Origin of the sequence: Pengzhenrongella sicca, assembly GCF_017569225.1 — a bacterium.
GTDB lineage: Bacteria > Actinomycetota > Actinomycetes > Actinomycetales > Cellulomonadaceae > Pengzhenrongella > Pengzhenrongella sicca.
In genome coordinates, this window is sequence record NZ_CP071868.1 from 2,949,922 (window position 1) to 2,964,170 (window position 14,249).

The 14,249-nt window shown below is 73.2% G+C and carries 14 protein-coding genes; 7 read left to right on the forward strand and 7 right to left on the reverse strand.

The window, feature by feature from the left end; genetic code table 11:
* Positions 1 to 33: 33 nt before the first annotated feature.
* Together nadA and J4E96_RS13540 are read left to right on the forward strand one after the other, a co-directional pair.
* Positions 34 to 1,239, forward strand: a complete 1,206-nt coding sequence (gene nadA / locus J4E96_RS13535) for a quinolinate synthase NadA (protein WP_227422622.1) — start codon at positions 34 to 36, stop codon at positions 1,237 to 1,239.
* Positions 1,240 to 1,292: 53 nt separating this feature from the next.
* Complete coding sequence (locus tag J4E96_RS13540; RefSeq protein ID WP_227422623.1) at positions 1,293 to 1,892, forward strand: DJ-1/PfpI family protein; 600 nt, start codon at positions 1,293 to 1,295, stop codon at positions 1,890 to 1,892.
* 117 nt (positions 1,893 to 2,009) lie between these two features.
* On the opposite strand, the gene J4E96_RS13545 is transcribed toward J4E96_RS13540, so the two are convergent.
* Positions 2,010 to 3,395, reverse strand: coding sequence for a dipeptidase (locus J4E96_RS13545; protein WP_227422624.1), 1,386 nt, complete (start codon positions 3,393 to 3,395; stop codon positions 2,010 to 2,012).
* A 41-nt stretch (positions 3,396 to 3,436) separates the two neighbouring features.
* On the opposite strand from J4E96_RS13545, the gene J4E96_RS13550 reads away from it, so the two are divergent.
* The gene (locus J4E96_RS13550; protein WP_227422625.1) at positions 3,437 to 4,027 is read left to right on the forward strand and encodes a DUF3043 domain-containing protein; all 591 of its coding nucleotides are present in this window, start codon (positions 3,437 to 3,439) and stop codon (positions 4,025 to 4,027) included.
* Positions 4,028 to 4,071: 44 nt separating this feature from the next.
* Positions 4,072 to 5,085, forward strand: a complete 1,014-nt coding sequence (locus tag J4E96_RS13555; protein ID WP_227422626.1) for an aldo/keto reductase family protein — start codon at positions 4,072 to 4,074, stop codon at positions 5,083 to 5,085.
* Between the two features lie 8 nt (positions 5,086 to 5,093).
* Here the strand turns inward: J4E96_RS13555 and J4E96_RS13560 are convergent, their stop codons facing one another.
* The 4 genes from J4E96_RS13560 to J4E96_RS13575 are packed head-to-tail and all read right to left on the reverse strand — an operon-like array spanning position 5,094 to position 7,165.
* Positions 5,094 to 5,300, reverse strand: a complete 207-nt coding sequence (locus J4E96_RS13560) for a hypothetical protein (RefSeq protein WP_319637681.1) — start codon at positions 5,298 to 5,300, stop codon at positions 5,094 to 5,096.
* A complete protein-coding gene (locus J4E96_RS13565) occupies positions 5,300 to 6,358 on the reverse strand; it encodes a quinone-dependent dihydroorotate dehydrogenase (protein ID WP_227422628.1) in 1,059 nt (352 codons plus the stop codon). The genes J4E96_RS13560 and J4E96_RS13565 overlap by 1 nt, the downstream gene beginning before the upstream one ends.
* A gap of 10 nt (positions 6,359 to 6,368) precedes the next feature.
* On the reverse strand, positions 6,369 to 6,809 hold the full coding sequence (locus J4E96_RS13570) for a hypothetical protein (protein WP_227422629.1): 441 nt from the start codon (positions 6,807 to 6,809) through the stop codon (positions 6,369 to 6,371).
* Positions 6,806 to 7,165, reverse strand: a complete 360-nt coding sequence (locus tag J4E96_RS13575; protein WP_227422630.1) for a hypothetical protein — start codon at positions 7,163 to 7,165, stop codon at positions 6,806 to 6,808. The genes J4E96_RS13570 and J4E96_RS13575 overlap by 4 nt, the downstream gene beginning before the upstream one ends.
* A gap of 41 nt (positions 7,166 to 7,206) precedes the next feature.
* Here J4E96_RS13575 and J4E96_RS13580 point away from each other — a divergent pair, with 41 nt between their 5' ends.
* Complete coding sequence (locus J4E96_RS13580; RefSeq protein WP_227422631.1) at positions 7,207 to 8,694, forward strand: leucyl aminopeptidase; 1,488 nt, start codon at positions 7,207 to 7,209, stop codon at positions 8,692 to 8,694.
* Positions 8,695 to 8,707: 13 nt separating this feature from the next.
* Here J4E96_RS13580 and J4E96_RS13585 read toward each other — a convergent pair whose 3' ends face one another.
* Positions 8,708 to 9,061 carry an oxidoreductase gene (locus tag J4E96_RS13585; protein WP_227422632.1) on the reverse strand — a complete coding sequence of 118 codons (354 nt, stop codon included), beginning with the start codon at positions 9,059 to 9,061 and terminating at the stop codon, positions 8,708 to 8,710.
* A gap of 192 nt (positions 9,062 to 9,253) precedes the next feature.
* Between J4E96_RS13585 and lpdA the strand changes: the two genes are divergently transcribed.
* Positions 9,254 to 10,639, forward strand: a complete 1,386-nt coding sequence (lpdA, locus tag J4E96_RS13590) for a dihydrolipoyl dehydrogenase (RefSeq protein WP_227425762.1) — start codon at positions 9,254 to 9,256, stop codon at positions 10,637 to 10,639.
* Between the two features lie 30 nt (positions 10,640 to 10,669).
* Complete coding sequence (gene sucB / locus J4E96_RS13595; RefSeq protein ID WP_227422633.1) at positions 10,670 to 12,475, forward strand: 2-oxoglutarate dehydrogenase, E2 component, dihydrolipoamide succinyltransferase; 1,806 nt, start codon at positions 10,670 to 10,672, stop codon at positions 12,473 to 12,475.
* Positions 12,476 to 12,611: 136 nt separating this feature from the next.
* Here sucB and J4E96_RS13600 read toward each other — a convergent pair whose 3' ends face one another.
* Complete coding sequence (locus J4E96_RS13600) at positions 12,612 to 14,174, reverse strand: HNH endonuclease signature motif containing protein (RefSeq protein WP_227422634.1); 1,563 nt, start codon at positions 14,172 to 14,174, stop codon at positions 12,612 to 12,614.
* Positions 14,175 to 14,249 lie beyond the last annotated feature (75 nt).

The following is a 14,249-nucleotide window of genomic DNA, read 5'->3' on the forward strand; positions in this document are numbered from 1 at the left end:
CCCGGCGCCGGGGCACTGTGTGAAAATGATCAGGTGAGCGCCACCACCACCGGCCGTCCCTTCGCGGAGCCCGCGCCGTCGGCCCTGCTGCTGCTGCTCGGGCAGGGCACTGACCTGCTGTCCGAGCGCGGCGTCGAGTGCGCCGGCGCGCTGCCGGCCGCGAGCGACCCGGACCTCGTCGACCGGGCCCGGGCGGCGCGCGCGGCCCTCGGCGACCGCCTGTTCGTCCTCGGCCACCACTACCAGCGCGACGAGGTGATCGAGTTCGCGGACGTCACCGGCGACTCGTTCAAGCTCGCCCGCGAGGCGGCGGCCCGCCCCGACGCGGAGTTCATCCTGTTCTGCGGCGTGCACTTCATGGCCGAGTCGGCGGACATCCTCACCTCGGCGGCGCAGCAGGTCATCCTGCCCGACCTCGCCGCCGGCTGCTCGATGGCCGACATGGCCGCGATCAACCAGGTCGAGGACGCGTGGGACACGCTCACCGACCTCGGCATCGCCGCGCAGACGGTGCCCGTGACCTACATGAACTCGACGGCCGCTATCAAGGCGTTCACCGGCCGCCACGGCGGGACGGTCTGCACGTCGTCCAACGCCGCCGTCGCGCTGCGGTGGGCGTTCGACCGCGTCGGCGGACTGGACGGCACCGGCAAGGTGCTGTTCATGCCCGACCAGCATCTGGGCCGCAACACCGCGGTGCGCGAGCTCGGGCTGTCCCTGGCCGACTGCGTCGTGTTCGACCCCCGCAAGCCGAACGGCGGCCTCGCCCCCGGCGAGCTCGAGGCCGCACGGATGATCCTGTGGCGCGGGCACTGCTCGGTGCACGGCCGATTCTCCGAGGCGAACGTGCGCGACATCCGCGCCGCCGTGCCGGGCGTCACCGTGCTCGTGCACCCCGAGTGCACGCACGAGGTCACCGAGGCCGCCGACCTCGTGGGCTCGACGGAGTTCATCGTCAAGGCGCTCGACGCGGCGCCGGCCGGGTCGGCCTGGGCGCTGGGGACCGAGCTGAACCTCGTGCGGCGCCTCGCCCGGGCGCACCCCGACAAGGCCGTGCACTACCTCGACTCGACCGTGTGCTTCTGCTCGACCATGAACCGCATCGACCTGCCGCACCTGGTCTGGGCGATGGAGTCGCTCGTCGCGGGGCGCACGGTCAACCGCGTCGTCGTCGATGCCGACGACGCGCACTGGGCCCGCGTGGCCCTCGACCAGATGCTGGCGCTGCCGGGGCTGTAACCGGCGGCCCGCAGCACCACGGCGGGTGGAACGTCCGATCGGAAGGCGGCTCGATGAGCACCGGCAGCGCGTTGCGGGTAGGGGTCTTCGTGTTCGACGACGCGGAGGAGCTCGACGTCGTTGGCCCGTTCGAGGTCCTCGCGGCCTGGGCCGCGCTGTCGGACCTGCGGCCCGAGGTGCTGACGTTCTCCGCCGACGGCGCGGGCGTGCGCCTCGCGAAGGGGCTGCGGATCGTGCCCGACCGGTCGGCCGACGACGTCGCCGGGCTGCACGTGCTCGTGTACCCCGGCGGCCGCGGCACCCGGACCCTGTCCGCCGACTCCGCGCACCTGGACTGGGTCCGCCGCCAGCGCGCCGAGGTCCCGCTGCTCGCAAGCGTGTGCACCGGCGCGCTCGTGCTCGCGGCCGCCGGGCTGCTCGCGGGCCGACCGGCCACGACCCACTGGGGTGCGTTCGACGAGCTCGCAGCCATCGACCCGAGCGTGATGCTCGACACCGAGGCCCGGTTCGTGGACGACGGCGACGTGATCACGGCCGCCGGGGTGTCCGCCGGGATCGACATGGCGCTGCACCTGGTGGCGCGGCTCGAGAGCGCCGACGTCGCACGTCAGGTCCGCCGCGCGATCCAGTACGACCCGGACCCGCCGGTCTGAGTCGACGGCATCCACGTCGCGAGGTAGTCCAGTTGCGGCGAGTTCGTCCTTCTACGGCGAGTTCGTCCTTCGACGGCGAGTTCGTCCCTCGTGACGGACGAACTCGCGACAGCTGGACTACCTCACCGCCGACGGACCGCCCAGGCGGCGCAGCAGCAGGGCCTCGGCGAGGACGACGTGCTCGAGGTCGCCGAGGTCGACCGACTCGTTCGCCCCGTGGGCGCGCGAGTCCGGGTCCTCGACGCCCGTGACGAGGATCGACGCCGTCGGGAACGTCTCGAGCAGGTCGGCGATGAACGGGATCGAGCCGCCGAGGCCGATGTCGACCGGCGCGGTCCCCCACGACTGCTCGAACGCCCAGCGCGCGGCCTGCATCGCGTCGGAGTCGGCCGGGGCCTTGAACGGCCGGCCGAGGTCTCCCGGGGTCACGGTGACCCGGGCGCCGAACGGCGCGTGCGTGTGCAGGTGGGTGCGCAGCGCGTCGAGCGCCGCCGCCGGATCCTGCCCGGGAGCGATCCGCAGCGACAGCTTCGCCTTCGCGCGCGGCACGATCGTGTTGGAGGACAGCGCGATGCTCGGCGCGTCGATCCCGATGACGGCGAGCGCCGGCCGCGTCCACAGCCGGGCGGTGAGCGGGCCGCTGCCCGCGAGCTCGGCGCCGTCGATCAGCGCGGCGTCCGCCCGGAACTCGGCCTCGTCGTAGTCGACGACGGGGTCCGGCGCGCTGACCAGGCCCGCGACCGCGACGTCGCCGGCGTCGTCGTGCAGCGTCGCGATCAGCCGGGACAGCAGCGTCAGGGCGTCGAGCACGGGGCCGCCGAACATGCCCGAGTGCACCGAGTGCTCGAGCACGGTGACCTCGACCTCGAGGTCCACGAGGCCGCGCAGCGACGTGGTCAGGCCGGGGGTGCCGACCTTCCAGTTCGCGGAGTCGGCCACGACGATGACGTCGGCGACGAGCAGGTCGGCGTAGGTCTCGAGGAAGGCCGTGAACGTCGGCGACCCGATCTCCTCCTCGCCCTCGACGAACACGGTCACGCCGACGGCGAGCTCGTCCGCGAGCACGCGCAGCGCGCCGACGTGAGCGATCACGCCCGCCTTGTCGTCGGCCGCCCCGCGGCCGTACAGCCGGCCGTCGCGCTCGACCGGCTCGAACGGGATGGAGTCCCAGTCGGCGTCGGCGCCCGGGGGCTGGACGTCGTGGTGCGCGTACAGCAGGACGGTCGGGGCGCCGTCGGGCGCAGGGCGACGCGCGATCACGGCGGGCCGGCTGCGCTGGCCGTCGGCGAGCTCGGCGCGCAGGATCTGGACGTCGGGCAGGCCGGCGCCGCGCAGCAGCTCGGCGACGGCCGCGGCGCTGGCGTCCATATGCGCCTGGTCGAACGAGGAGTTCGAGACGCTCGGGATGCGCACGAGCGACTCGAGGTCGGCGCGCAGGGCCGGAAAGGCGGCGGCGACGCGGTCGCGCAGGACGGTTGTCGGGTTCGTGCTGAGCTCGGTCACGGGCGACCACGCTACCCCCGCGGCTCGTCTATCCTGTGGGGGTGTTCTTCCGCAGCAAGCCACCCGAGACCGTGCAGCCCGTCGACGACGCCAGCTACGGCGCGGTGACGACCGGCAAGGGCCGGCCCACCCCCAAGCGCAAGACGGCAGAGGCGGCCAACAGGCGCCCGCTCGTGCCGACCGACCGCAAGGCGGCGGCCAAGTCCGGGCGCATCGCCGCGCGGGCGCAGCGCGACCTCGAGTACCGCGCCATGCAGAACGGCGACGAGAAGCACATGCCGGCCAAGGACATGGGCCCGGTGCGCCGGTACGTGCGCGACTACGTTGACGCGCGCTGGAACCTCGGCGAGTTCTTCCTCCCGGTCGCGATGCTCTTCGTCGTCGCGACCTTCGTCTTCGCCCAGAACCGGGCGGCCTCGGTGGTCGTCGTCTTCACGCTGTACGCCGTCGTGCTCGTGACGATCATCGACGCGCTCCTCATGTGGCGCCGGCTGAAGAAGAAGCTGTACGACAAGTTCGGCGAGGCCTCGTTCCTGCGCCGCATCGCGCTGTACGCGATCATGCGCGCGTTCCAGATCCGGCGCGCCCGCCTGCCGCGGCCGCAGGTCAAGCACGGTGAGTACCCGGTCTGACCCACCCCCGGGCGGCGCTGCGACCGCGGTCATAGGCTGGCGCGATGGTCAACCATCGCTATCTGGGCAGCTCCGGCCTCAAGGTCTCGGAGATCACGTACGGCAACTGGCTCACCCACGGCTCGCAGGTGGAGAACGACACCGCCACGGCGTGCGTCCGCGCGGCGCTCGACGCCGGGATCACGACCTTTGACACCGCCGACGCGTACGCGAACACCGCGGCCGAGACCGTGCTCGGCGCCGCGCTCGCCGGCGAGCGCCGCGCGTCGCTCGAGATCCTCACCAAGGTGTACTGGCCGACCGGCCCGAAGGGCCCGAACGACTCCGGCCTCTCCCGCAAGCACATCATGGAGTCCATCGACGGCTCGCTGACGCGGCTGCGCACCGACTACGTGGACCTGTACCAGGCCCACCGGTACGACACCGAGACGCCGCTGACGGAGACGATGCAGGCGTTCGCGGACGTCGTCCGCCAGGGCAAGGCGCTCTACATCGGCGTCAGCGAGTGGACCGCCGAGCAGCTGCGCGCGGGCCACGCCCTGAGCACCGAGCTCGGGTTCCAGCTCGTCTCGAACCAGCCGCAGTACTCGATGCTCTGGCGCGTCATCGAGCCCGAGGTGGTGCCGGCGGCGCGCGAGCTCGGCATGTCCCAGATCGTCTGGTCCCCCGTCGCGCAGGGCGTCCTGACGGGCAAGTACGCGCCCGGCCAGCCGGTGCCCGCCGGCACCCGCGCGACGGACGCCAAGGGCGGCGCGAGCACGATCAAGCGGTTCCTCACCGACGACGTCCTGACGCGGGTGCAGGGGCTGCGGCCGATCGCGGACGAGCTCGGGCTGACGCTCGCCCAGCTGGCGGTCGCCTGGGTGCTGCAGAACGACAACGTCGCGGCGGCCCTGATCGGCGCCTCGCGGCCCGAGCAGGTCGCCGAGAACGTCAAGGCGTCGGGCGTCACGATCCCGCGCGAGCTGCTCGACCGGATCGACGCGGTGCTCGGCGACGCCGTCGAGGCCGACGCGGCCCTGACCGCCGCGCACGCGCCGACGACCCGTCCGTCCTGAGGACGCGGTCAGGGGATCCGGAGCGCGACCGCGGCCGCGGCCTGGGTCCCGTCGTGCAGCAGCCGGGCGACCACCACGTCCTGCCGCGCGAGCTCGCGCCAGTTCTCGCCCAGCCACTGCTCGGCGTCGAACTGGTTGGTGAAGACCGGGCTGATCGGGCGGTCGAGGGCGCGGCCCTCGGCGTCGTCCAGCGCCCACTCCCACTGCGGGCGCATCACGACGCCACCGCCGCGGGCCGCACGCGCGCGGCGTCGGCGGCGAGGGCGCGGTTGATGCCGGCGGCCCACAGCGGCCCGCGGTAGATGAAGCCGGTGTAACCCTGCACGAGGGTCGCGCCGACTGCGAGGTACTCCCGGGCGTCGTCCGCGGTCGAGATCCCCCCGACGCCGATGATCGTCGGGTCCGGCCCCAGCCGGGACCGCAGCCGGGCCACGACGTCGAGGCCGCGCTGGAGCAGCGGCGGCCCGGAGAGGCCGCCCGGGCCGTACGCGTGCGACGTCGTCGTGTTCACCGCGACGACGCCGTCGAGGCCGAGCTCGACCGCGAGGTCGGCGACCGCGTCGACGTCGTCGTCCGACAGGTCGGGCGAGATCTTCACCAGCAGCGGCACGGGACCCTTCGCGCGGTCCGGCGTGGCGGCGGCGGCGGCGGAACGCACCGCGGTGAGGATCGGCCGCAGCGCCGCGACCGACTGCAGGTCGCGCAGCCCGGGGGTGTTCGGCGACGAGACGTTCACGACCAGGTAGTCCGCGTAGGGCGCGAGCAGCCCCGCGCTCGTCGCGTAGTCGGCCGCCGCCTGGTCGGGCGCCGTCACCTTGGTCTTGCCGATGTTGACGCCGACGACGAGCGCGCGCCCGGCCGGGGTCGCCCGGAGCCCGCGCAGCCGGGCCGCGACGGCCGCGGCCCCCTCGTTGTTGAAGCCCATCTGGTTGCGGATCGCCTGCCGGTCGAGCACGCGCCACAGCCGCGGCGCGGGGTTTCCGGGCTGGCCGTGGGCCGTGACGGTGCCGACCTCGACGAAGCCGAAGCCGAGCATCACCAGGCCCGGCACCGCGACCGCGTTCTTGTCGAACCCCGCCGCGACCCCGAACGGCGCCGGGAAGGTGCGCCCGAGCGCGCGCACCGGCGCGCCCGCACCCCGGGTGAGCACGCGGTGCACGAGCGCGGCGAGCGGACCGACCGACCCGACCAGGCGGATCGCGCGGAAGCCGCGGCGGTGCGCGAGCTCGGGGTCCATCCGGCGGAAGACGAGGGTGAAGAAGAAGCGGTACATCTGGCCCAATCTAGCGGCCGGCCCCCGGGTCGTCGGCGCGCCGGGCGGGGCGGGTCGGACGGGTCCGCCGCAGCCACGCGAGCCCGAGCAGAGGCAGCACAAGCGGCACGTACCCGTACCCCTGCCCGAACCCGGACCAGACGGTCGCGTCCGGGAAGGCCGCGGGGTCGGCGAGCGAGAACACCCCGACGGCCAGCACCCCGACGAGCTCGATGCTCACCGCCGCGGTCGCCACCCGCCGTTGCCCGCGCGCGAGGGCGACGGTTGCGACGACGTAGACGACGCCCGCGAGCGCCGACAGCGCGTACGCGAGCGGCGCCTCGTGCCCCTTCGTCACGAGCTGGACCCCGGCACGCGCGCTCGCCGCGAGCGCGAAGACCGCGTAGACGGCGACGAGCACGCGCCCGGGACCGCTCGCGGTCGACGCCGCGCCCCCGCCCGGCCGGCTCACGCGGCGCCCCAGACCTGCAGGAGTCGCCACTGCAGGAACACGACCGTCACCCCGGCCACTACCAGTACGACCGAGCTCCACCGGCTCCGCTCCGCGAACGCCCAGGCCGCGGCGATCGGCAGGATGAGCAGGGTTGCGGCGGCGTAGCCCCAGAAGGTCGCGGGCTCGAGGATCGGCTCGCCGCCCGCGGCGACGACCACGGCGATCACGACCTGGACCGCGATCGCGGCCTCGACCACGGCCGCAGCCCACAGCTGGCGGAGCACGACGGGCCGGTCGCGCAGCGCGCGCGCGGCGGCCCAGCCGGCGAGCAGAACGGCGAGCGCGGCGATGGCGATCGCGAGGGGGATGTACACGGTCACCGAGGCTACCGGCGCGACGCGGCTACGATCGGTCGGTGCCTCTGACGCTGACTTCCAAGGATCCTGCCCGCATCTCCGCCGATGCCCTCATCGTGGCGACGGCCGTCGCCGACGACGGGATGGTGCTCGTCGGCGCCGACGCGCTCCCCGCCGCGCTGCGCAACCAGCTCACGCGCGCCGCCGGCACGCTCGGGATCACGGGCGCGGCCGACGAGGTGCGCAAGCTGCCGACCGGCGGCGAGATCGCCGCGCCCGTCATCGTGCTCACGGGCCTCGGCGCCCGGGCCGAGCACTACTCCCCCGAGACGCTGCGCCGCGCCGCGGGCGCCGCGACCCGCGAGCTCGCCGGGGTCTCCGCCGTCGCGATCGCCCTGCCCGCCGCCGACGTCGCGGCCGTCGCGGCGGTCACCGAGGGCGCTCTGCTGGGCGCCTACGCCTTCACGCGCTACCGCGACGCCAAGACCGCCGCCGCGCACGCGCCGGTCGCGACGATCGAGATCTGCACCCCGCTGGCCCGCGAGAGCGAGGCCAAGGGCGCCGTCGCGCGCGCCGAGGCGATCGCCGCCGCCGTGCACGGGACCCGGGACCTCATCAACGCCGCGCCGAACGACCTGTACCCGGAGGCGTTCGCCGAGCTCGCGAAGGCCTCGGTCAAGGGCACCGGCATCAAGATCACTGTGCTCGACGAAAAGGGCCTGACCGCTGGCGCCTACGGCGGCATCCTCGCCGTCGGGCAGGGTTCGGCCCGGGGCCCGCGCCTGGTCAAGGTCGCCTACTCCCCGTCGCGGCCGACGGCGAAGATCGCCCTGGTCGGCAAGGGCATCACGTTCGACTCGGGCGGCATCTCGATCAAGCCCGCCGCGGGCATGGAGGCGATGAAGTCCGATATGTCTGGGGCGGCCGCCGTGCTGCACACCGTGATCGCCGCCGCGCGCTTGGAGCTGCCGGTCGCGGTGACCGGGTGGCTCTGCATCGCGGAGAACATGCCGTCGGGCACGGCCCAGCGCCCGTCCGACGTCATCACGATCCGCGGCGGCAAGACCGTCGAGGTGCTCAACACCGACGCCGAGGGCCGGCTCGTGCTCGCCGACGGCCTCGTCGCGGCCGTCGAGGAGAAGCCCGACGTCGTGCTCGACATCGCCACGCTCACCGGCGCCCAGGTCGTCGCGCTCGGCAACCGGGTCTCGGCCGTGATGGGCACCGACGCCGTGCGCGCCGACGTCGTCGCCGCCGCCGAGACCTCGGGCGAGCTGTTCTGGCCGATGCCGCTGCCCGACGACCTGCGCCCGGGGCTGAACTCGAAGTTTGCCGACCTGGCCAACATCGGCGAGCGGTGGGGCGGCATGCTCTCCGCGGGGATCTTCCTGCGCGAGTTCGTCGGCTCGACGCCGTGGGCGCACCTGGACATCGCGGGCCCCGCCTACAACGAGAAGGCCGCGCACGGGTACACGCCCGTCGGCGGCACCGGGGTCGGCGTGCGGACGATGCTCGCCGTGATCGAGGCGCGCGCCGCGAAGAAGTAGCCGGCGGGACCGGTCAGGCGCGCGACTCGCGCGCGCGCTTGGCCAGGATCCGCTGCTTGCTGTTCCAGTCCCGCATGCGCTGCGGGTAGCCGACGCGGTTGACGTCGTAGACCGGGATGCCGAGCGACTGGGCGAGGTCGAACGCGGCCTGCGGCGTCGGTACGCGGCGCCGGGTCCACTCCCCCGAGGTCGCGATGAGCATGAGCGTCATCGGCGTGCTGCTGGTCACGGGCTCGGCGAACGCCTCGACCCCCTTGTGGGTGGCGACGAACTCGCGGAAGTGCGCGACCGTCGCCTCCTGCGCCTCGCGGGTGGTCGGCTGCGCCGCCGCGTCGTACGCGCTCTTACGTCTGGAGAACAGGCCCATCGGCGCACAATAGCGGCCGCACCTGGAGAAAGGGTGGGGTTTGGATGGACGTGACCTGGGCGCAGCAGACATGGGATGAATGTTTCCAGAGTCACACGGCGAAAGCCGCGTTCGGGTTAGGGTCGCGGTGCCCACGATGACAAGATGGGCGAGATCACCGAGACCAGGTACGTCTGCACCGAGGAGTTTCACGTGGCCGACACGAACGGCACCGCTTTCGACATCGTCGTCCTGGGCGGAGGCAGTGGTGGCTATGCCACCGCGCTGCGCGGCGCCCAGCTCGGCCTCAAGGTCGCCCTCGTCGAGGGGGGCAAGCTGGGCGGGACGTGCCTGCACAACGGCTGCATCCCCACCAAGGCCTTGCTGCACGCGGCCGAGCTCGCCGACAACGCCCGCGAGGGCGCCCAGTTCGGGGTGCACAGCACGCTGGACCACATCGACATGGCCGGGGTCAACAAGTACAAGGACACCGTGATCGGCCGGCTCTACAAGGGCCTGCAGGGGCTGATCAAGTCCCGCGCCATCACGGTCATCGAGGGCTGGGGCACGCTCGTCGCGCCCGACGCCGTCGAGGTCAACGGCGAGCGCATCACCGGCCGGAACATCGTGCTCGGCACCGGCTCGTACGCGCGGTCGCTGCCCGGGCTCGACATCGGCGGTCGCGTGATGACCTCCGACCAGGCCCTCACGCTCGACTGGGTGCCGAAGTCGGTCATCGTGCTCGGCGGCGGTGTCATCGGCTCCGAGTTCGCGAGCGTGTGGAAGTCCTTCGGTGCCGACGTCACGATCGTCGAGGCCCTGCCCCACCTCGTCCCGAACGAGGACGAGGCGCTGAGCAAGGCGTTCGAGCGCGCGTTCCGCAAGCGCGGCATCAACTTCAGCCTCGGCGTCCGCTTCGCCGGCGTGACTCAGTCCGACGACGGCGTGCACGTGAGCCTCGAGGATGGCAAGACGTTCGACGCCGACCTGCTCCTCGTGGCCGTCGGCCGTGGCCCGACCACGTCGGGGCTGGGCTACGCCGAGCAGGGCCTCACGCTCGATCGCGGCTTCGTCATCACGAACGAGCGCCTGCACACCGGCGTCGGCAACATCTACGCCGTCGGCGACATCGTCCCCGGCCTCCAGCTCGCGCACCGCGGGTTCGCGCAGGGCATCTTCCTCGCCGAGGAGATCGCCGGGCTCAACCCGCCGGCCATCATCGAGTCGGGCATCCCCCGGGTCACCTACTCCGAGCCCGAGGTCGCCTCGGTGGGCCTGACGGAGGCGAAGGCCAAGGAGATCCACGGCGCGGACGCGGTCGAGACGCTCGAGTACAACCTGGGCGGCAACGGCAAGAGCCAGATCCTCGGGACCGCGGGCTTCGTCAAGCTCGTGCGCCAGAAGGACGGCCCCGTCATCGGGGTCCACATGATCGGGTCCCGGGTAGGCGAGCTCATCGGCGAGGGCCAGCTCATCGTGAACTGGGAGGCCTACCCCGAGGACGTCGCGTCCCTCGTGCATGCGCACCCGACCCAGAACGAAGCGCTCGGCGAGGCCCACCTGGCCCTCGCCGGCAAGCCGCTGCACGCCCACAACTGACCCCCACGATCGAAGGAGACACGAGCGGTCATGGCTGATTCCGTGCAGATGCCGGCACTTGGCGAGAGCGTTACCGAAGGCACCGTTACCCGCTGGCTCAAGGCCGTTGGCGACACCGTCGCCGTCGACGAGCCCCTGCTCGAGGTCTCGACCGACAAGGTCGACACCGAGATCCCGTCGCCGTTCGCGGGAGTGCTCCAGGAGATCCTGGTGCAGGAGGACGAGACGGTCGCCGTCGGCGTCGCGCTCGCGACGATCGGCTCCGGCAGCGACGCCCCGGCGGCGCCCGCCGAGCCGGCTGCCGAGGAGGCGCCCGAGCCGACCCCCGAACCTGAGCCCGAGGTGGCGCAGGCCGCTCCCGCGGCGGAGCCGGAGCCCGCCGCGGCGCCCGAGCCCGCGGCAGAGCCTGAGGCCGCGGCGCAGTCGGCCGGCGACTCCGGCGGGGCCGAGGTGACCATGCCCGCACTCGGCGAGTCCGTCACGGAGGGCACCGTCACGCGCTGGCTCAAGGCGATCGGCGACGAGGTCGCGGCCGACGAGCCGCTGCTCGAGGTCTCGACCGACAAGGTCGACACGGAGATCCCGTCCCCGTTCGCCGGCACGCTCCAGCAGATCCTGGTGCAGGAGGACGAGACGGTCGCCGTCGGCACCCCCCTCGCCGTGATCGGCTCCGGCGCGGCCGCGCCCGCAACCGCCGCGGCGGCACCCGCCCCCGCAGCGGCACCGGCGCAGACCGAGGCCGCACCCCAGGTCGCCGCCCCGGACGAGGCGCCCGCGCCGCGCGCCGAGCCGGCAGCGCAGGCACCTGCGGCCGCACCGGCACCCGTAGCCGAGGCCAAGCCGGCCCCCGCCTCGCACGCAGCACCCGCGACGGCGACGGCGTCGGGCAGCTACCTGACCCCGCTCGTGCGCAAGCTCGCCGCGGAGCGCGGCGTGGACCTCACCGCGGTGGCGGGGACCGGCGTCGGCGGGCGGATCCGCAAGGAGGACGTCCTCGAGGCGGCAGCCAAGGCCGAGGAGGCCGCCAAGCAGGCGGCCGCCGCGTCGGCCAGCGCCGCGTCGGCGAGCGCCGCTCCCGCTCCTGCGGCCGCGAAGGCCGCCCCCGCGGCCGTCTCGCCGCTGCGCGGCACGACCCAGAAGATGACGCGGCTGCGCAAGCTGGTCGCCGATCGCCTGGTCGAGTCGATGCAGACGTCGGCGCAGCTGACCACGGTCGTGGAGGTGGACGTCACGAAGGTGGCCCGCCTGCGCGCCCGGGCCAAGGCGGACTTCAAGGCACGCGAGGGCGTCAACCTCACGTTCCTGCCGTTCTTCGCCCTGGCCGCCGTCGAGGCGCTCAAGACGTACCCGAAGATCAACGCGAGCATCGACGGCGATCAGGTCGTCTACCACGGCTCCGAGAACCTCGGGATCGCGGTGGACACCGAGCGCGGGCTCGTCGTGCCGGTGATCAAGGACGCGGGCGACCTCAACCTCGCCGGGATCGCGCGCAAGATCGCTGACCTCGCCGGGCGGACACGGGCGAACAAGGTTGCGCCCGACGACCTCGCCGGCGGCACCTTCACGATCACGAACACGGGTTCGGGCGGCGCGCTGATCGACACCCCGATCGTCGCCCTGCCGCAGGTCGCGATCCTCGGCACCGGCACGATCGTCAAGCGACCCGTCGTCGCCCAGGACGCGGACGGGGCCGACATCATCGCGATCCGCTCGATGAGCTACCTGTTCCTGTCCTACGACCACCGGCTCATCGACGGCGCGGACGCGGCCCGGTACCTGACCGCGGTCAAGAACCGGATCGAAGAAGGCGCGTTCGAGTCCGAGGTCGGCCTCTAGCCCGCCACCAGCACTACCAGCACCACCAGCACCAGCACCAGCACCAGCACCAGCAGCACCTGAGCGCGCGCAGCGCCCGCAGACAGTGAGGCCCGACCCCACGGACTGCGGGCGCTGCGCGCTGTTGTGTCCCGGCTCAGAAGGGTGGGTCGTCGGGCTGGGGCGTGTGCAACCAGGGCCGATCGGGTGGCGGCGGCTCGGGATTGACGTCGACGGAGGGTCGCTTGTAGCGGTGCTTGGTCGGTGAGGTCCACCACGTGTCGCCGGTGCGGGTGTCGAGGTCGGGGTGCCAGCCGCCGTAGGTCTTGGCCCGGTGATGGTGGCGGCACAGCGAGTGCAGGTTCTCCGCGCAGGTCTGCCCGCCAAGGTCGGGGTGGTCGTGGTCGTAGGGGTCGCGGTGGTCCAGGTCGCATCGCCACGCCGGCATCCGACACCCGATGAACGTGCAGGTCTTGTCTCGGGCCAGGATTGTGCCGGTCAGGTCGGCGCCGGGGCGGTACCCGCGCGGTCCGATCCCGGTCACGCACCCGGTGGCGGGGTCGGTGAAGATCCGTCGCCACGTCGCGTCCGCCGCGATCGCCCGGACCAGGTCTGCGGGGATCGGCCCGTACCCGGCCAGCTCCCCGGGCACCTCATCCAACCCCAACAACGTGGTCGCGGCGGCGGTCACTTGCAGGTGCGGTCGACGACCGTGCTCGGTCTTCAAGACCCCGCCGGCCTTCAGCGTCCCGCCGGCCTGACCCGCCTGCCAGGGCTCCTGTCCCGCTGTGCCGGGTAGTGCGGTGGTGGGGGCGATGCCGGTGGTGAGGATGTCGGTGCAGATGTCGGTCAGGGCGTCCGCGCGCCGCGCCGCCACACCGCGCGGGTCGGCGGGGTCCGCGGACGCGGCGATCGCGTCGATCGCGGTGAACACGGTCATCGCATCCGCCGCGGGTAGGTACGCGGTCAACCACGCCATCACCCCCGGCGCCGGGCTGACCTGCACATACCTGTCGGCGGCGTCGCGGGCGCGCCGCTCGGCGACGGCGGCCGGGTTCACGGTCAGCTCGACCTTGCGCAGGCGCGCCTTCAACGCCGGCACCGTCAAACCCGGAGCGACCGGCAGCACCGCGTCCAGGACCGCGGCGGCCGCGTCGTCGTCGAGGTGCCCGACCCCGTCGACCAGGGCGGTGGCCTTGCGATGATCGATCACCCCAGCCACCAACGCCTCGCGCACCGCGGGCCACGCCTGCAGCGACGTCCCGAGGCCGACCTTCGCCTCCGCCACCGACCGGGACATCACCAGCACCGACGCGACCTCATCACCCACGAACTCACCCAACCGCTGCGCATCCCGGCGCCGGGCCAGCTCCGCGATCATCTCGCCCTGCCGCGCCGCAGCCAACGACGTCACACGCTCCCAGGCGGCGATCGCCTCGATCAACACCGCATCATGCACATCCCCCGGGCACAGACCCTCAAGCAGGTCCACCAGCGACGAGCCGGGCGCCTGCCCCATCAAGGCCGTAGCCAACGCGACCTGATCGATCGGCCCCGCGATGCAGGACCCCGCGGCCGCGGCCTGCGCCAACGCCGCCCCCGCCTCCGCAAACACCCGCCCAAGCAGCACCCCGAACGCCACATCCACCGAGGCGCCCACGCCCGCCAGCCCGGCCCCCGCCGGGACCCCCGTTACCTCGTCATCGCGCGCTTCGAACATGTGTACAGACTAGGACGGACCACCCACACGCACCCCACCCCGCAACCCGACCTGTGCACAGATTCCAACCGGTGC

What these genes read in the sequence shown, in the direction of transcription:
- J4E96_RS13555 (WP_227422626.1), top strand. Translation starts at nt 4,072, where the DNA reads ATGGTCAACCATCGCTATCTGGGCAGCTCCGGCCTCAAGGTCTCGGAG.
- J4E96_RS13560 (WP_319637681.1), bottom strand. Translation starts at nt 5,300, where the DNA reads ATGCGCCCGCAGTGGGAGTGGGCGCTGGACGACGCCGAGGGCCGCGCC.
- J4E96_RS13585 (WP_227422632.1), bottom strand. Translation starts at nt 9,061, where the DNA reads ATGGGCCTGTTCTCCAGACGTAAGAGCGCGTACGACGCGGCGGCGCAG.
- J4E96_RS13565 (WP_227422628.1), bottom strand. Translation starts at nt 6,358, where the DNA reads ATGTACCGCTTCTTCTTCACCCTCGTCTTCCGCCGGATGGACCCCGAG.
- J4E96_RS13540 (WP_227422623.1), top strand. Translation starts at nt 1,293, where the DNA reads ATGAGCACCGGCAGCGCGTTGCGGGTAGGGGTCTTCGTGTTCGACGAC.
- J4E96_RS13600 (WP_227422634.1), bottom strand. Translation starts at nt 14,174, where the DNA reads ATGTTCGAAGCGCGCGATGACGAGGTAACGGGGGTCCCGGCGGGGGCC.
- sucB (WP_227422633.1), top strand. Translation starts at nt 10,670, where the DNA reads ATGGCTGATTCCGTGCAGATGCCGGCACTTGGCGAGAGCGTTACCGAA.